The organism is Polaromonas naphthalenivorans CJ2 (assembly GCF_000015505.1).
GTDB lineage: Bacteria > Pseudomonadota > Gammaproteobacteria > Burkholderiales > Burkholderiaceae_C > Polaromonas > Polaromonas naphthalenivorans.
In genome coordinates this window covers 3032600-3049947 of the sequence record NC_008781.1, presented here as the reverse complement: position 1 = coordinate 3049947, position 17348 = coordinate 3032600, and the positions used below count along the sequence as shown (strand labels likewise).

15 protein-coding genes, 1 tRNA gene and 1 pseudogene are annotated in these 17348 nt (G+C 64.0%); 11 read left to right on the top strand and 6 right to left on the bottom strand.

The genetic code is table 11. The features are described from left to right. Window positions 1–45: 45 nt before the first annotated feature. A pseudogene (locus tag PNAP_RS28335) lies at window positions 46–423 on the top strand (type IIL restriction-modification enzyme MmeI); the annotation flags it as partial. 15 nt (window positions 424–438) lie between these two features. Then, a complete protein-coding gene (locus PNAP_RS27055; RefSeq protein ID WP_198140645.1) occupies window positions 439–945 on the top strand; it encodes a hypothetical protein in 507 nt (168 codons plus the stop codon). 35 nt (window positions 946–980) lie between these two features. On the opposite strand, the gene PNAP_RS14475 is transcribed toward PNAP_RS27055, so the two are convergent. From PNAP_RS14475 to PNAP_RS14455, 5 genes are read right to left on the bottom strand one after another with little or no spacing between them, the layout of a single operon-like run. Beyond that, window positions 981–1751: a M90 family metallopeptidase gene (locus PNAP_RS14475; protein WP_011802273.1), complete on the bottom strand. Its 771-nt coding sequence runs from the start codon at window positions 1749–1751 to the stop codon at window positions 981–983. Between the two features lie 10 nt (window positions 1752–1761). Continuing rightward, a complete protein-coding gene (locus PNAP_RS14470; RefSeq protein ID WP_011802272.1) occupies window positions 1762–2562 on the bottom strand; it encodes a UDP-2,3-diacylglucosamine diphosphatase in 801 nt (266 codons plus the stop codon). 34 nt (window positions 2563–2596) lie between these two features. Then, on the bottom strand, window positions 2597–3106 hold the full coding sequence (locus PNAP_RS14465) for a peptidylprolyl isomerase (protein WP_011802271.1): 510 nt from the start codon (window positions 3104–3106) through the stop codon (window positions 2597–2599). A gap of 18 nt (window positions 3107–3124) precedes the next feature. Continuing rightward, window positions 3125–3733 carry a peptidylprolyl isomerase gene (locus PNAP_RS14460; protein WP_011802270.1) on the bottom strand — a complete coding sequence of 203 codons (609 nt, stop codon included), beginning with the start codon at window positions 3731–3733 and terminating at the stop codon, window positions 3125–3127. A 34-nt stretch (window positions 3734–3767) separates the two neighbouring features. Beyond that, window positions 3768–4334 carry a tetratricopeptide repeat protein gene (locus PNAP_RS14455; RefSeq protein WP_011802269.1) on the bottom strand — a complete coding sequence of 189 codons (567 nt, stop codon included), beginning with the start codon at window positions 4332–4334 and terminating at the stop codon, window positions 3768–3770. Between the two features lie 308 nt (window positions 4335–4642). Between PNAP_RS14455 and cysS the strand changes: the two genes are divergently transcribed. The 6 genes from cysS (at window position 4643) to PNAP_RS14425 (ending at window position 10422) form a co-directional block, all read left to right on the top strand. After that, a complete protein-coding gene (cysS, locus tag PNAP_RS14450) occupies window positions 4643–6034 on the top strand; it encodes a cysteine--tRNA ligase (protein ID WP_011802268.1) in 1392 nt (463 codons plus the stop codon). Window positions 6035–6086: 52 nt separating this feature from the next. Further along, window positions 6087–6827 (top strand): DNA-3-methyladenine glycosylase family protein, encoded by a 741-nt coding sequence (locus PNAP_RS14445; RefSeq protein WP_011802267.1) that lies wholly within the window; start codon window positions 6087–6089, stop codon window positions 6825–6827. A 62-nt stretch (window positions 6828–6889) separates the two neighbouring features. After that, on the top strand, window positions 6890–7870 hold the full coding sequence (locus PNAP_RS14440) for an acetyl-CoA carboxylase carboxyltransferase subunit alpha (RefSeq protein ID WP_011802266.1): 981 nt from the start codon (window positions 6890–6892) through the stop codon (window positions 7868–7870). A 25-nt stretch (window positions 7871–7895) separates the two neighbouring features. After that, a complete protein-coding gene (tilS, locus tag PNAP_RS14435) occupies window positions 7896–8882 on the top strand; it encodes a tRNA lysidine(34) synthetase TilS (protein ID WP_011802265.1) in 987 nt (328 codons plus the stop codon). A 144-nt stretch (window positions 8883–9026) separates the two neighbouring features. Then, entirely contained in the window at window positions 9027–10295 is a 1269-nt protein-coding gene (locus PNAP_RS14430) for an aspartate kinase (RefSeq protein ID WP_011802264.1), read from the top strand. A gap of 34 nt (window positions 10296–10329) precedes the next feature. Continuing rightward, window positions 10330–10422, top strand: a tRNA-Ser gene (locus tag PNAP_RS14425). A 44-nt stretch (window positions 10423–10466) separates the two neighbouring features. Here PNAP_RS14425 and PNAP_RS14420 read toward each other — a convergent pair. Beyond that, complete coding sequence (locus PNAP_RS14420) at window positions 10467–11135, bottom strand: TetR family transcriptional regulator (RefSeq protein ID WP_198140644.1); 669 nt, start codon at window positions 11133–11135, stop codon at window positions 10467–10469. A 180-nt stretch (window positions 11136–11315) separates the two neighbouring features. On the opposite strand from PNAP_RS14420, the gene PNAP_RS14415 reads away from it, so the two are divergent. From PNAP_RS14415 to PNAP_RS14405, 3 genes are read left to right on the top strand one after another with little or no spacing between them, the layout of a single operon-like run. Next, complete coding sequence (locus PNAP_RS14415) at window positions 11316–12608, top strand: efflux RND transporter periplasmic adaptor subunit (RefSeq protein ID WP_011802262.1); 1293 nt, start codon at window positions 11316–11318, stop codon at window positions 12606–12608. Between the two features lie 12 nt (window positions 12609–12620). Next, window positions 12621–15794 (top strand): efflux RND transporter permease subunit, encoded by a 3174-nt coding sequence (locus tag PNAP_RS14410; protein ID WP_011802261.1) that lies wholly within the window; start codon window positions 12621–12623, stop codon window positions 15792–15794. Further along, window positions 15787–17274 carry an efflux transporter outer membrane subunit gene (locus PNAP_RS14405; RefSeq protein WP_011802260.1) on the top strand — a complete coding sequence of 496 codons (1488 nt, stop codon included), beginning with the start codon at window positions 15787–15789 and terminating at the stop codon, window positions 17272–17274. The genes PNAP_RS14410 and PNAP_RS14405 overlap by 8 nt, the downstream gene beginning before the upstream one ends. The last annotated feature ends 74 nt before the right edge of the window (window positions 17275–17348 follow it).

Below are 17348 nucleotides of genomic sequence, written 5' to 3'. Positions count from 1 at the left end.
ACGCGCCGCTGGGCAGGGAACTGGACAATCGATTTTGGTGCGCGTATGTCCGAAGCTGATGCCGCATTGTTTGAAAAACCGTTTGAGTACGCAGTTCGGCACATCAAAACCGTCCGAGCTACCAATAGAGAGGCTCAACGCGCAAAAAACTGGTGGCGTCATGGCCGCCCTCGTCCAGAGTTGCGCGTGAAGCTTGCGGGATTAACTCGCTACATAGCTACAGCGGAAACCGCAAAGCACCGTATTTTTGTCTTTTTTCCAGTCAGCATTGCTCCCGAGCACAGTCTGATAGTTATCCCGCGAGCTGACGATGTGACGTTTGGTTTGCTTTCTTCTCGTGCTCACCTTACTTGGGCTTTAGCGCGTGGAGGAACATTAGAAGATCGGCCCCGTTACAACTCGCTTGCTACTTTCGAGCCGTATCCCTTCCCCGAAGGCTTGACCCCTGCCGACACCGCGCATCAGCGCACCGAAGCCATCGAGGGCGGGGCGCTGGTTCCGGCCGATATTTCAGCGCCAAACAAGGCTCGCACGCAGAAGGCACGGGCGCAGGCAGCTATTGAAAGCATAGCGATTCGCGAACACGCCACGCACATCGCCCGCGCCGCCAAGCGCCTGAACGATCTGCGCGAGAACTGGCTCAATCCTCCCGAATGGACGCAGCGCTTGCCCGAGGTGATTCCGCTGGGCATGGCAAAAAGCCCGTACCCCGACCGCATCGTGCCGAAAAACGGCCATGAAAAAGAGCTGGCCGAACGCACGCTGACCAAGCTCTACAACCTGCGCCCGGCCTGGCTGGACGCGGCCCACCAGGCGCTCGACGCCGCCGTGGCCGCCGCCTACGGCTGGACCGACTACCGCGCCGACATGCCGGACGAGGAAATCCTCAAGCGGCTGCTGGCGCTGAACCTGCAGCGCGCCATTTCGCAAGGCGCTATCAAATAAGTAGCTGCTTGCGCCCGCCCACTGTGCGCAAACGCCTATTTGTGCTTGAAAAACTGGTCAAACAGCGCGGTCAGGGCCGGAAAATCGGCGGTGAAGCGCTCGCGGTTCACGAAGTAGGCCTCGCAGGCCACGGCAAAGAATTCGGCCGGCGCGCTGGCGCCGTAGGCGTCGAGCCAGGGCGGCTCGGCGCCAAAGCGCTCGGCCATGGCGACCTGCTCGCAAAAGCGGTCGTAGGCGGGCTGCATGGTGTCGTGCCAGTGCGCCTGCGCGGCGCGCGAGGGCAGGGGCGGGCAGCCGTCGGCCGCGCCGTCCTTCATGTCGATCTTGTGGATGAACTCGTGGATCACGACGTTGTGGCCGCGCTCGGCCAGCTCGCCCGAGGCAGCCACGTCCTGCCAACTCAGGGTGACCGGGCCGCCGTGCATGGCTTCGCCCAGCAGCGCTTCCTTGTAGTCGTGGACCACGCCGGCGCTGTCGGTGGTCTTGCGCCGCGCCAGCATCGCGCCCGGGTGTACGACGATGCCGGTAAAGTCGTCATACCAGCCAAGCCCCAGGCGCAGCACCGGCACACAAGCCTGCGCGGCGATGGCCACGGCCATCTCGTCGGTGACCAGCAAGCCGTGCGCGCCGGTGAATTCCTTTCGCTGCAAAAACCGCCCGACCAGCGCGCGCAGCGCCTGCCGGTCGGCGGCCGAAAGCCGGGCCAGGAAAGGGTAGCGCTTGAGCGTGTGCTGCCACAGCGCTTCGGGAATGGCCTTGGGTTGGGCGCCGGGCAAGCCCAGCAGGGATTGAAGCCAGTTCAGCATGCCGCCGGCTTCAAGGGGAGAGCAGGGCGATGCGCTGCAGGCCGGAGGCGCTCAGGCGCAGCACGTCGGCGCGCGGCGCGCTGTCCTGCGCATCCCAGTCGCTCAGCACCACGCGCGACAGGCCTTCGCCCAGGTCGTGCCCGGCCGGCTTGTGGGTGTGGCCGTGGATCAGCGTGCGGGCGTCGGCGGCCTGCAGCCACTGGCGGGCGGCGGCGTCGTCCACGCCGCCATGGTCCATGTCCTGCTGGTGGGCCTGGCTTTGCCGGCGCATCTCGCGGGCCATCGCCTGGCGCTCGGCCAGCGGCCGGGCCAGGAAAGCCTGCTGCCAGTCCTTGCCGCGCACCTGCTGGCGAACCCGCATGTAGCCGGTGTCGTCCAGGCACAGCGCATCGCCATGCGAGAGCAGCCAGCGCTGGCCGGCGAACACCAGCACCGTCGGGTCGTCAAGCAAGGTGGCGCGGCAGGCGTCCATGAAGGCCGGTCCGACCAGGAAGTCGCGGTTGCCGTGCATGAAAAAAAGCGCCAGCCGGCTGGCCGCCTGGGCAAGCACGCTGGCGCAGCGGTTTTCAAAACTGGCTTGCGGCTGGGCGCGGAAGTCGGCGCCGACGGCGTCGTCGCCGACCCAGACTTCAAACAGGTCGCCCAGGATGAACACGGCATCGGCCGGTGTACTTTGCAAGTAAGCCTGCCAGGCGGCGAAGGTGGCCTCGTCGCCGGCATGCAGATGCACGTCTGAAATGAAATCGACCGTGCGCCAGGACGGGGGAGCGGCAAGCTCGGCCATCCGGGGCACGGTCAGGGCGGTTTCCATTCAGGACTCAGGCGGGCTCAGTCCGAACGCAGCTTCAGGCCAGCACGACGGCTTTTTCGATCACCACGTCTTCGAGCGGCACGTCGTCATGAAAGCCCTTGCGGCCGGTCTTGACGGCCTTGATCTTGTCCACCACGTCGGTGCCAGAGATGACCTTGCCGAACACGGCGTAACCCCAGCCCGAAGCGTTCTGGCCGGTGTGGTTCAGGAAGCCGTTGTTGCCGACGTTGATGAAAAACTGCGAACTGGCCGAATGCGGCGCATTGGTGCGCGCCATGGCGACGGTGTACATGTCGTTTTTCAGGCCGTTGGTGGCTTCGTTCTCGATTTCGCCGTCGGTGGGCTTTTGCTTCATGCCGACTTCAAAACCGCCGCCCTGCACCATGAAACCGGGAATCACGCGGTGAAACACGGTGTTGTTGTAGTGGCCCTTGTTGACGTAGTTCAGGAAGTTGGCGACCGACTTGGGCGCTTTGGCAGCGTCGAGTTCGAGCGTGATGACGCCGTGCTTGACGATGTGCAGTTCTACTTTCGGGTTGCTCATGGAAATGTCCTTTTGGGGTTAGTTGACGAGGGTTGCGGATTTGATGATGACGGGCGTCTTGGGCACGTCCGAAGGGAAGGGGCCGCCGCTGCCGGTGGGCACGGACTTGATCTTGTTGACCACGTCCATGCCGCCGACAACCTTGCCGAACACGGTATAGCCCGGGTTCAGCGTGCCGGGGTTCAGGAAGTCATTGTCCTTCACGTTGATGAAGAACTGCGACGTGGCGGAATCGGGCTCGTTGGTGCGGGCCATGGCCAGCGTGCCGGGGACGTTTTTCGGGCCGCCCTTGGCCAGCGCCTCGCGGCCTTCATGGACGACCGGGGCGCGGGTTTTCTTCTCGGCATAGGCGCCGTCGTAGCCGCCGCCCTGGACCATGAAGTTGTTGATCACGCGGTGAAAGATGGTGCCGTTGTAATGCTTGTCTTTCACGTACTGCAGGAAGTTCTCGACCGTCTTGGGCGCCTTGTCGGGATAGACCTCGACCACGAAATCGCCTTCGCTGGTGGCGAACTTGACCTTGGGGGCGACGGGTTCGGCGGCCAGGGCGATGCCGGCGCTGAAGGTCAGGGCGGCCAGCAGGGCGCTGGCGGCGCGGCGGGTGAAAGGGGTGCTTGAAAGGTTCACGGGTTCGGTCTTTTCAAAAAGTCAGGAATGAAGGTCAGGGCGCCTTGGCCGGCGTGGCTGCCTTGGCGGCGGGCGCCAGCAGCTGGCTGATCAGCGCCAGCTTAGGGCTAAGGCCGGCGTTGCCGGCATTGAGCTGCTGCGCCCGGCTGTAGGACTGGCTGGCCAGGCGGGCATAGATGTCGCCCAGGTTTTCGTGGGCGGTGGCGTAGCGCGGGTTCAGGCGCACCGCCATTTCAAGGGTTTCGCGGGCCTTGTCGAACTGGCTCTGGCTGGCATACAGCACGGCCAGGTTGTTGTAGGGCTCGGGCAGTTCGGGGTAGTCGGCGGTGATCTGGGTGAAGGTGGCGATGGCTTCGCCGGTCTTGGCGGTTTCGGTCTGGATCACGCCCTTGAGGAAGCGCATCTGCGGGTCGCGCGGCTTGGCGGCCAGGTATTTGTCGGCGCTGGCCAGGGCCTGGGGGAACTGCTTGCTGCTGATCAGGCGGTTGACATCGGTGTACTCGTCAGCCTGCGCGGCCGGCGCGACTAGCAGGGCCAGCAGCAGCCAGCTGCCGAGCGCGAAGGCTGGGGGCTTGCGTGAAAAGAAGGCTCGCGTGGGCATAAGTCTTTCGCTGGTTGTAGAGGAGGCATGAGGCCGCGCTGGGGCGCAAAGTGGCGGCCAGGCAACCCGGCCCGGGCCGGGGGTTGCAGCGTCGTCACACGCGCCTGGACCGGCTGGATATGCTGCGTAATTCTAGCTGAGGGGGTATAGTCACCCTCCTTGCCCTGTCGTTGATTCCCGGTTCCATCCCACGGATTTCACTTCTGTTTTAGCGTCATCGCCGCCGGTGGCGCCCAGGCAGACAGGCTTTTTTCTTTTCTTTTCCTTTCTGGCAACCAGACGTCAGACCACGCACCCAGACAATTTCCATGAGCCTTCGTATTTACAACACGCTGTCGCGTGCCGTAGAGGATTTTTCTCCCCTTGTTCCCGGCCAGGTCCGCATGTATGTGTGCGGCATGACCATTTATGACCTTTGCCACATCGGCCATGCGCGCATGATGATGGCTTTCGATGTGGTGCAGCGCTGGCTCAAGGCCAGCGGCTACGAGGTCAGGTATGTGCGCAACATCACCGACATCGACGACAAGATTATCAAGCGCGCGGTCGAGCGCGGCATCACCATCCGCGCGCTGACCGACGAGATGATCGCGGCCATGCACCAGGACATCGGCGCGCTGGGCATCGAGCCGCCGACGCTGGAGCCGCGCGCGACCGAATACGTGCCGCAGATGCTGGCGATGATCGGCAAGCTCGAAGAAAAAGGGCTGGCCTACCGGGGCTCTAGCGGCGACATGAACTACGCCGTGCGCAAGTTCCCGGGTTACGGCAAGCTGTCGGGCAAGTCGCTCGACGAGTTGCGCGCCGGCGAGCGCGTCGCCGTGCTCGAAGGCAAGGACGACCCGCTGGACTTCGTGCTGTGGAAGTCGGCCAAGGAGAGCGAGCCCGAGGACGCCAAGTGGGACAGCGCGGCGCTGGGCCACGACTACGGCAAGGGCCGGCCCGGCTGGCACATCGAATGCTCGGCCATGAGCTGCCAGACGCTGGGCGAGACCTTCGACATCCACGGCGGCGGGGCCGACCTGCAGTTTCCGCACCACGAAAACGAGATTGCCCAGAGCGAAGGCGCCAACGGCAAGCCGCTGGCGCGATTCTGGGTGCACAACGGCTTCGTGCGCGTGGACAACGAGAAGATGTCCAAGTCGCTGGGCAACTTCTTCACCATCCGCGACGTGCTGCAAAAGTACGACGCCGAAACCATCCGGTTTTTCATCATCCGCGCGCACTACCGCAGCGCGCTGAACTACAGCGATGCGCACCTCGACGATGCGCGCAATTCGCTCAAGCGCCTGTACACGGCGCTGGCTCTGGTTGCGCCGGCCACCGTGGAAATCGACTGGGCCGACCCGTTCGCAGCCCGCTTCAAGGCCGCGATGGACGAGGACTTCGGCACGCCCGAAGCCATTGCCGTGCTGTTCGAGCTGGCCGGCGAGGTCAACAAGACGCATTCCGCCGAACGCGCCGGACTGCTGAAAAGCCTGGGCGCCTGCCTGGGCCTGCTGCAGGGCGAGCCTTCGGCTTATCTGCAGGCGGGTGCGGGGCTGGACGATGCAGCCATCCAGGCATTGATCACGCAGCGCGCCGACGCCAAGAAGGCCAGGGACTTTGCGGCGGCAGACCGAATCCGCACCGAACTGCTGGGCCAAGGCATCGTGCTCAAAGACTCGCCTCTGGGAACGACCTGGGAGGTGCAGTCGTGAACTTTTCAAGCCTTTTAAGCCTTTTGCGCATACCCAGTGGGCGTAAGCAGCTATGAAAAAGATAGTAAAGAGCGTTCCGGCTCCGGCTGCATTCGCCCAGCAGCTCGACCTGATCGAGCAAATCGAGCTGTCCGAAAAGGCGGACCTGGCCCAGGCGGCAGAGGCGGCGGCCAGGGTGCCCGCGTACTGGGCCGACGCCTGCAAGCACCTGGTCAAGAAAGACCGGGTCATGAAGCGCCTGATCCCGAAGCTGGGCAACAGCTGCCTGCAGTCGCGCGGCGACGCCTTCAGCACGCTGGCGCGCAGCATCATCGGCCAGCAGATTTCGGTGAAGGCGGCGCAAACCGTCTGGCACCGTTTTGCCGCCCTGGCGGTTGAAATGACGCCCGCCCATGTGCTGCGGCTCAAGGTGGACGACATGCGCGCCACCGGCCTGAGCCTGCGCAAGGTCGAATACCTGGTCGATCTGGCGATCAACTTTGACGCCGGCAGCATCCATGTGCAGGACTGGCAGGAGATGGACGATGAAGCCATCATTGCCGAGCTGGTCGCCATCCGGGGCATTGGCCGCTGGACGGCCGAGATGTTTTTGATGTTCTACCTGACCCGGCCCAATGTGCTGCCGCTCGATGATGTCGGGCTGATCAGCGGCATCAGCCGCAATTATTTTTCCGGCGAATCCGTCAGCCGCAGCGATGCACGGGAAGTCGCCGCTGCCTGGGCGCCGTACTGCAGCGTGGCAACTTGGTATATTTGGCGTTCGCTGGACCCGAAAACGGCACCCGGCGCCTGATGGACAGCGTGCGGCTGCACCGCACCGGCGTTTACAAGATTTAAAAAGCCCGAGGATCACACATGGCCAAAAAGACATTTCTCGATTTCGAGCAGCCGATTGCGGAGCTTGAAGGAAAAATTGAAGAATTGCGTTACGTGCAAACCGAATCAGCGGTCGATATTTCAGAGGAAATAGAGCAGCTGGCCAAGAAAAGCCAGCAGCTCACCAAGGACATCTACAGCACCCTGACGCCCTGGCAGATCACCAAGATCGCCCGGCACACCGAGCGCCCCTACACGCTGGACTACATCCAGGGCATCTTCACCGATTTTGTCGAACTGCACGGCGACCGGCATTTTGCCGACGACCTGAGCATCGTCGGCGGCCTGGCCCGCTTCAACGGCAATGCCTGCATGGTGCTGGGCCACCAGAAAGGGCGCGACACCCGGGAACGCGGCCTGCGCAATTTCGGCATGACCAAGCCCGAGGGCTACCGCAAGGCGCTGCGCCTGATGAAGACAGCCGAAAAGTTCAAGCTGCCGGTGTTCACGTTCGTCGATACGCCCGGCGCCTACCCGGGCATTGACGCCGAGGAGCGCGGCCAGTCCGAAGCCATCGGCCGCAACATCTTTGAAATGGCGCAGCTCGAAGTGCCCATCATCACCACCATCATCGGCGAAGGCGGCTCCGGCGGCGCGCTGGCGATTTCGGTCGGCGACCAGCTGGTGATGCTGCAGTATTCGATTTACGCCGTCATCAGCCCCGAGGGCTGCGCCTCGATTCTCTGGAAAACGTCCGACAAGGCGCAGGAAGCCGCCGAAGCGCTGGGCATCACCGCGCACCGGCTCAAGGCGCTGGGCGTCATCGACAAGATCGTCAACGAGCCGGTCGGCGGCGCCCACCGCGACCCCAAGCAGATGTCGGCCTTCCTGAAGCGCGCGCTCAACGACGCGTTCCGCCAGGTCAGCGACCTGCCGGTCAAGGAACTGCTCAACCGTCGCTATGACCGGCTGCAAAGCTATGGCCGTTTCACCGACACCAAAGCTGACGCCGGCAAATAACCCGCTTCGCCCCGAGCCGCCGGGCTTGGCTGCTCCGGTTGCTTCATTGAATCCGGCGCTGGCGGGCATTGATTCGCTTTTTTCGGCTTTTCCCTCTTCATCATCCCTGCCCCTGGGCGTGGCCTACAGCGGCGGCGCTGATTCGACCGCCTTGCTGCTGGCCGCCGCCGAGCGCTGGCCCGGGCAGGTCCAGGCCTTTCACATCCACCATGGGCTCCAGGCCGCTGCCGATGACTTCGTTCGTGTCTGCGAATCAGTGTGCGCCAAGGCCGGCTTGCCTCTGCACATTGTTCAGGTCGATGCCCGACATGCTTCTGGCGAAAGCCCCGAAGACGCAGCACGGCGCGCGCGCTATGCCGCGCTGGCCACGGCGGCGACAGCCCGGGGCATGCAGGGTGTGCTGCTCGGCCAGCATGCCGATGACCAGGTCGAAACCATGCTGCTGGCGCTGAGCCGGGGCGCCGGTTTGCCCGGCCTGTCGGCCATGCCGGCCAGTTTCGGGCGTGGCGGCATGGTGTTTTACCGGCCGCTGCTGCACATTCCTTCAGCGGTTTTGCGCGAATGGCTGGTGGAGCAGCCCATTGAGTTTGTGGACGACCCGACGAATACCGACGAGCGCTATACCCGCAACCGCATCCGGGCGCGTTTGCTGCCCGCGCTGGCGCAGGCGTTTCCGCAGTTTCACGCCACCTTTGCCCGCAGCGCCCGCCACGCCGCGCAGGCCCAGGCGGTGCTGGTGGAAGTCGCCGCGCAGGATCTGGCCGTGGTCGGGAATCCGCCCGCCATCAAGGCCTTGCAAGCCTTGTCGCCGCCGCGCCAGGCCAACGTGCTGCGCCACTGGTTACTGCTTCAATACGCCACGCCGAGCGCGGCGCAGCTGGAGCAGTTGCTGCATCAGGTGGCCGCCTGCACCACGCGCGGCCACCGGATTCACCTCAAGGTGGCGTCGGGGCATGTGACGCGGCTAGGCGGCAGCTTGTGCTACAGCGACGCCGCAGCCCGTGCCTGCTGAGCCGGAAGTTGTGCTGGTTATAATTTAAGGCTTTGCTGCACAGCCGGGAGTCAGGCTCTGCGCAAGCGGTTTTCTGGCATTTTCCCTTGGGCAAGTGCCGGCAAAAAAACAAGTTCACCACCAACTCCTGATTGACATCCTGCAATGGCTTTGATCGTTCATAAATACGGCGGTACTTCGATGGGCTCGACCGAGCGCATCCGCAATGTCGCCAAACGCGTCGCCAAGTGGGCGCGCGCCGGCCACCAGATGGTGGTGGTTCCCAGCGCCATGAGTGGCGAGACCAACCGCCTGCTGGGCCTGGCCAAGGAACTGGCGCCCGCCCAGTCCGACGATACCTACAGCCGCGAACTCGATGCGCTGGCCGCCACCGGCGAGCAGGCCTCCAGCGCGTTGCTGGCCATTGCGCTGCAGGCTGAAGGCATGCCCGCTGTCAGCTACGCCGGCTGGCAGGTCACCATCAAGACCAACAGCGCCTACACCAAGGCCCGCATCGAGTCGATTGACGACGAAAAAGTGCGCGCCGACCTGGATGCCGGCAAAGTCGTGATCATCACCGGCTTTCAGGGCATGGACGAGGGCGGCAACGTCACCACGCTGGGCCGTGGCGGCTCCGACACCTCGGCCGTGGCGATTGCCGCCGCGCTCAAGGCGCATGAATGCCTGATCTACACCGATGTCGATGGCGTGTACACCACCGACCCGCGCGTCGTGCCCGAGGCGCGCCGCCTGCAGACCGTGAGCTTCGAGGAAATGCTGGAGATGGCCTCGATGGGCTCCAAGGTGCTGCAGATTCGCTCGGTCGAGTTCGCCGGCAAGTACAAGGTGCCGCTGCGCGTGCTGTCCAGCTTTACCGACTGGAATATCGACATCAACGAAGAAGCCAGATCAGGCACTTTGATCAGTTTTGAGGAAGACGAAAAAATGGAAAAAGCCATCGTATCGGGCATCGCGTTCAACCGCGACGAAGCCAAGATTTCCGTGCTCGGCGTGCCCGACACCCCAGGCATTGCCTACCAGATCCTGGGCGCAGTGGCCGATGCCAACATCGAAGTCGATGTGATCATCCAGAACATCAGCAAGGACGGCAAGACCGACTTCAGCTTTACCGTGCACCGCAACGACTTTGCCAAGACCCTGGATCTGCTCAAGTCCAAGGTCGTTCCCGCGCTCGGCGCGCAGGAAGTGACCGGCGACGCCCGCATCTGCAAGGTCAGCATCGTCGGCATCGGCATGCGCAGCCATGTAGGCATTGCCAGCAAGATGTTCCGCGTGCTGGCCGAAGAGGGCATCAACATCCAGATGATCTCGACCAGCGAAATCAAGACCTCGGTGGTCATTGACGAGAAATACATGGAACTGGCCGTGCGCGCCTTGCACAAGGCTTTTGACCTTGACCAGCCTGTTGCCTGAAACAGCCCTGAAGTCGTGCGATAATCTTTGAATTGGAAACGTGACCGAGTGGCCGAAGGTGCTCCCCTGCTAAGGGAGTATGGGGTGTAGAGCCTCATCGAGGGTTCGAATCCCTCCGTTTCCGCCAACACTGCGCCCCTGATGAAAATCAGGGGCGTTTTTGTTTGGCTTTTACTTTTTCCCTGCTGCCGGTGCAAGGCTTTGCGGCTCGCTGCCAAACCCCAGGCCGGTAAAGTAAATGTCCATCGTGCTTTGACCCGCTTCCAGCAGGTCAAAGGCTTGCGGGTCGAGCAGCCAGTTCTGGATCAGGCCGTCAATCAATGCGTGCAAACCCTGCGCGGCCAGTGCGCTTGACAGGGGCAGCTTCAGGTTTTCATGCCGGGATGCCGCATCCAGGCCTTGCTGAACCCTGCACAAAAAACCATTGCGCACCGCCAGGTGACGAAGGCGGATGGTTTTGAGTTCTTCAATGTATTCCACCTTTTGCGTCGCGACTTCCAGGACGCGGCGAGTCTGCGGGTCATTCACGATCTGGTTCAAGGCCTTGAGGATGGCGTTGCGCATGCGTTCAAGCGGATAGGCATCGCTGCTGGTTTCCGCCGGGGCGGCTTCATGGTTGAAATAAGCCTCCAGCGGCAGCGTGACGCGCTCCATCATGGCGTTGAACAGGTCCGCCTTGTCCTTGAAATGCCAATAGACGGCGCCGCGTGTCGCGCCTGCCCGCAGGGCAATGTCCTGCAGCGTGGTGCGCGAAACCCCTTGCGACTGAAACAGGCACTCGGCTGCATCCAGCAGTTTGTTGCGGGTAACCAACGCTTCTTCTTTGGTTCGACGGGCCACTTCGGTGTCTCCTGAAAACGATTTCATGGAATGCTTTTATACATTCACAAATGTATGTAAACTATATCACTCGTGAAAACCCTTATCTTCGGGGGTTGGTTTTCGGCGGATGCGCTTGCGTGAATTGCCGACACCCTCCTGGTTTTTCCGCCTTTTCTCCAAAAAATCCGAGGTACAGATATGCCTAAGCCCTGCGTTGCCCCTTCTTTTTTGCCCGCCAGATTTGCACGCCATCAGCCGCTGGTGCTGGCTGCGATCCTTTCATTGTTCCTGGCTGGATGCGGCAAGGGTGATGCGCCAGCGGCTCCCGGCGCGGGTGCTGCGCCGCCCCCGCCCCAGGTCGGGGTCGTGACGGTCACGCCCGGCGACGTGGGCCTGGTCACCGAGTTGCCCGGCCGTCTGGAGGCTTCGCGCATCGCGCAGGTCAGGGCGCGTGCCGCCGGCATTTTGCAAAAGCGCCTGTTCCGCGAAGGCAGCGATGTCAAGGAAGGCCAGGCGCTGTTCACGATTGATTCAGCGCCGTATGCCGCCGCCGCCGCCAGCGCCAGGGCCGGCCAGGCGCGCGCCGAAGCCAACCTGGCGCAGGCCACCGCGCTGGCCGAGCGCTACAAGCCGCTGGTCGAAGCCAATGCCATCAGCAAGCAGGAATACGCCAACGCGGTGGCTGCGCAAAAGCAGGCCGCCGCCGATGTCGCCGTGGGCAAGGCCAATGTGCAGACCGCCAGCATCACGCTGGGCTATGCGTCGGTGACGGCGCCGATCTCGGGCCGCATCGGCCGCTCGCTGGTCACGGAAGGCGCGCTGGTGGGGCAGGGCGACGCCACCCAGCTGGCGGTCATCCAGCAGATCAACCCGATGTATGTGAATTTCACGCAGTCAGCGTCGGACGTGATGAAACTGCGCGCTGCCATGGCCAGCGGCCAGTTCAAGCGGGCCAGCGGCTCGGACGCGGCCAGCGTGCGCATCGTGCTTGAAGACGGCACCGAATACGCGCAGCCGGGCCGCCTGCTGTTCTCGGACCTGACGGTCGATGCCACCACCGGACAGATCACCTTGCGGGCCGAAGTTCCAAACGCAGGCGGACAGCTGTTGCCCGGCCTCTATGTGCGGGTGCGGCTCGAACAGGCCCAGGCCACCAACGCCATCACCTTGCCGCAGCAGGCGGTCACGCGAACCGCGCAGGGCGACACCGTCATGGTCGTGGGCAGCGATGGCAAGGTCACGTCGCGCACCATCAAGGTCGGCTCGTCCAAGGGTGCGCAGTGGGTGGTGCTTGAAGGGCTCAAGGCCGGCGAGCAGGTCATGGTCGATGGCTTCCAGAAGCTGCAGATGATGCCGCCCGGCACGCCGGTCAAGCCCGTGCCATGGCAACCCGCAGGCGCGGCGTCGGCGCCCGCAGCAGGCGCTTCTGCGCCGGCGGCCACGGGCACGGCGCCGGCCGCTTCTGCCGCAGCCTCGTCCGCAGCGAAGTAAGGAGCGCACCGCATGGCCAAGTTTTTTATCGAACGACCGATTTTTGCCTGGGTGATTGCCCTGTTCATCCTGGTGATGGGCAGTGTCGCCATCACGCAGCTGCCGATTTCCCAATATCCGCCGGTCGCTCCGCCGTCCATCGTGGTGACTGCCAGCTATCCCGGCGCTTCGGCCCGGACGCTCGAAGACAGCGTGCTCAGCGTGATCGAGCGCGAGATGAACGGCTCACCCGGCCTGATCTACATGGAGTCGGTCGCCCAGGCCAACGGCTCGGGCACCCTGACGCTGACCTTCGAGACCGGCACCAACCCCGACCTGGCCCAGGTCGATGTGCAAAACCGTCTGTCGCGCGCCTCGCCGCGCCTGCCGCAGGCCGTGACGCAGCAGGGCGTGCGGGTGGACAAGTCGCGCTCGAACTTCCTGCTGTTCACCATGCTGTCGTCCGACAACCCGGCGATTGACCCGATTGCGCTGGGCGACTATGCCTCGCGCAACGTGATCCCCGAACTCCAGCGCCTGCCCGGCATCGGCCAGGCCCAGCTGTTCGGCACCGAGCGTGCCATGCGGATCTGGATTGATCCGGCCAAGCTGACCGGTTTTGCGCTCTCGTCGCTGGATGTGACCAGGGCCATCGCTGCGCAGAACGCGCAAATTGCCTCCGGCACGATTGGCGATTTGCCCAATGTGGCCGGGCAGGGCATCGCCGCCACGGTGGTGGTCAACGGCCAGCTCTCCAGCGTCGAGCAGTTCGGCAACATCGTGCTGCGGGCCGCGACCGACGGATCGACCGTGCGCCTGAAGGACGTGGCGCGCATCGAACTGGGCGCGCAGACTTATGCGACTTCGGCGCGCCTGAACGGCAAGCCGGCCACCGGCATCGGCCTGCAACTGGCCCCGAGCGGGAATGCGCTGGGCGCGGCCAAGGCCGTGCGCGCCAAGATGGAGCAGCTCAAGCCTTATTTCCCCCAGGGCGTGAGCTATTCGATTCCCTATGACAGCTCGCGCTTTGTCAGCATCTCCATCAAGCAGGTGGCCGAAACGCTGGTTGAAGCGGTGGTGCTGGTGTTCCTGGTGATGTTCTTGTTCCTGCAGAACTGGCGCTACACCGTCATCCCGACCATCGTCGTGCCGATTGCGCTGCTGGGCACGTTTGCCACGCTGCTGGCGCTGGGTTTTTCGATCAACGTGCTGACCATGTTCGGCATGGTGCTGGTGATCGGCATCGTGGTCGATGATGCCATCGTGGTGGTCGAGAACGTCGAGCGCATCATGAGCGAGGAAGGCCTGGCGCCGCTCGAAGCCACGCGCAAGGCGATGGGCCAGATTTCGGGCGCCATCATCGGCGTGACCGTGGTCTTGATCTCGGTGTTCGTGCCGCTGGCCTTCTTTGCCGGCTCGGTGGGCAACATCTACCGCCAGTTCTCCGCCGTCATGGTCGCGTCGATTGGCTTTTCGGCGTTTCTGGCGTTGTCGCTGACGCCGGCGCTGTGCGCCACGCTGCTCAAGCCCGTCGAAGCCGGCCACCACCATGAAAAAACCGGCTTTTTCGGCTGGTTCAACCGGGGCTTTTCGCGCACCGCCAAGGGTTACGAAGGCCTGGTGGCGCGCCTGCTCAAGCGCGCCGGGCGCTATCTGGTGATTTATGCGGCCATCATTGGCGTGGTGGCGCTGGTCTATACGCGCCTGCCGACGTCCTTTTTGCCGGCCGAAGACCAGGGCAATCTGCTGGTGAATGTGCAACTGCCACCGGGCGCCACGGTCGAGCGCACCCGCGCCGTGATGGAGCAGGTCGAGGGCTTCATGCTCAAGCAGCCCGAAGTGCAGAGCATGGTTGGCGTGCTGGGCTTCAGCTTTTCGGGCCAGGGCCAGAACGCCGGCCTGGCCTTCGTCACGCTCAAGGACTGGGACGAGCGCAAGGAAAAAGGCCAGCAGGCCGACGCGCTGGCCGGACGCGCCTTTGGCGCCTTCTCGGGCATCCGCGATGCGTTTGTGTTTCCGCTGAGCCCGCCGCCCATTCCCGAACTGGGCTCGTCCAGCGGCTTTACCTTCCGCCTGCAGGACCGCGCCGGGGCGGGCAGCGAGGCGCTCTTGGCTGCGCGCAACCAGTTGCTGGGCATGGCGGGCAAGAGCAAGGTGCTGACGCAGGTGCGGCCCGACGGGCTCGAAGACGCGCCGCAGCTGCAGATCGATATTGACCGCGACAAGGCCAATGCGCTGGGCGTGACCTTCGATGCCATCAATGCAGCGCTGTCCACGTCGCTCGGTTCGAGCTATGTCAACGACTTCCCGAACCAGGGCCGCCTGCAGCGCGTTGTGGTGCAGGCCGATGCGCCAGCGCGCATGCAGCCCGACGACCTGATGAAAATCAACGCCAGCAACACCAAAGGCGAGTCCGTGCCGCTGTCGGCTTTTGCCACCACGCGCTGGATTAAGGGCGCGATGCAGACCGTGCGCTACAACGGCTACTCCGCCATGCGCATCAGCGGCTCGGCCGCCCCCGGCTACAGCACCGGAGCGGCGATGGCCGAGATGGAAAAGCTCGCCGCCCAGCTGCCGCAGGGTTTCGGCTACGAGTGGACCGGCCAGTCGCGCGAAGAAAAGCAGGCCGGCTCGCAAGCCATGATCCTGTACGGCTTTGCGATTCTGGCGGTGTTTTTGTGCCTGGCCGCGCTGTATGAAAGCTGGTCGATTCCGCTGGCGGTGATTTTGGTCGTGCCGCTGGGCGTGGTCGGCGTGCTGCTGGCAACGCTGCTGCGCAGCTATGCCAACGACGTGTATTTCCAGGTCGGCCTGATCACCATCATCGGCCTGTCGGCGAAAAACGCGATTCTGATCATCGAGTTCGCCAAGGACTTGCAGGCGCAGGGCAAGGGCGTGATCGAGTCGGCGCTGACCGCCGCGCACCTGCGGTTTCGGCCCATCATCATGACCTCGTTTGCCTTCATGCTGGGCGTGCTGCCGCTGGCGATTGCCACGGGCGCGAGTTCGGCCAGCCAGCGGGCCATCGGCACCGGCGTGATCGGCGGGATGATCACCGGCACGGTGCTGGCGGTGTTTTTTGTACCGATTTTCTTTGTCGTGGTGCGCGGTTTCTTCAAGGGCAGCGAGCGGCAGCGGCAAATTTACGCCGAGCATGCCAAGGCGGCAGGCGTGGGCGGACAAGAAGGAGCAGCAGTTCATGAATAAGACCCCACTTTCCCCCCGTTTCCAGCTTGCAGCCGTCGCCGCTGCGGCGCTGCTGGCCGGCTGCTCGATGATTCCGACCTACGAGCGGCCGGCAGCGCCCGTCGCGGCCGACTGGCCCGCGCTGAGCGCCACGGCTGCCTTGTCCGGAACCTCCGGGACGGCGAACCAGGGCATCGCCGCCGCAGACATCGAGTGGCAGAGCTTTTTCAGTGACCCCCGGCTGCGCCAGCTGATCGACGCTTCGCTGCGCAACAACCGCGACCTGCGCATCGCGGTGCTCAACATCGAGCAGGCCCGGGCGCAGTTCCAGATTCGCCGCGCCGACCAGTACCCGACGGTCAACGCGGCCGCGACCGGCTCGCGCCAGCCGTCCAGCAGTGGCGACAGCATCACCAGCACGTACACCGCCGGCCTGGCGATGACTTCCTACGAGTTCGACTTTTTCGGCCGCGTCGCCAGCCTGAAGGAGGCCGCGCTGGCCCAGTACCTGGCCACCGAGGAGGGACGCAAGACCACGCAGATCAGCCTGGTAGCGGCCGTGGCCAACACCTACCTCAGCCTGCTGGCCGACGAGGAGCTGATTGCCATCACCCGGCAGACGCTGGCCACGCGCGAGGACTCGTTTCGCCTGAGCAAGCTGCGCTTTGACAATGGCGTGAGTTCGGAGCTGGACGTGCGCCAGGCCGAGTCGCTGATTGAAGCGGCGCGTGTCTCGCTGGCGCAGCTGATTCGCCAGCGCGCGCTGGACCAGAACGCGCTGGTGCTGCTGCTGGGCCAGCCGGCCACCGGCGAGCTGGCCGTGGCGCTGCCGGCCGGCAAGGGGCTGGCCGACATGCCGATGATGGTCGATGTGCCGGCGGGCTTGCCGTCCGATTTGCTGACGCGCCGCCCCGACGTGCGCCAGGCCGAGCAACTGCTGCTGGCGTCGAATGCCAACATTGGCGCGGCGCGGGCGGCGTTCTTCCCGAAGATTTCGCTCACCGCCAGCGCCGGCAGCGCCAGCTCGCACTTGGGGGATTTGTTCAAGAGCGGCAGCTTTGGCTGGACGCTTGCGCCGCAGTTGCTGCTGCCGATTTTTGACGCGGGCCGCAACCGCGCCGGACTGGACTCGGCCAACGCCGGGCGCGACATTGCCGTGGCGCAGTACGAAAAATCGATACAGACGGCATTTCGCGAAGTGGCCGATGCGCTGGCCGGCCGCGCCACGCTGGGCGAGCAGTTGCGCGCGCAGCAGGCGCAGGCCAATGCCGAAGGCGTGCGCTTCAAGCTGTCCGACCTGCGCTACCAGAACGGCATTGCCAGCCAGCTCGACCTGTTAGATGCGCAGCGTTCGCTGTTCACGGCGCAGCAGGCCGTGGTGCAGACCCGGCTGGCGCAATTGCAAAGCCAGGTCACGCTGTACAAGGTGCTGGGCGGCGGCTGGAAGGAGCCGGGCGCGGTGGCGCAGGCGGTGAACGCTGCGCCTTCGCCAAAACCGTAAGCTGCGCGGCTTTTATGGCTACCAGCGGCGCATGAAGGGTAAAAAAGTGATCTTTTAGGCCAATTGCGCAAGCT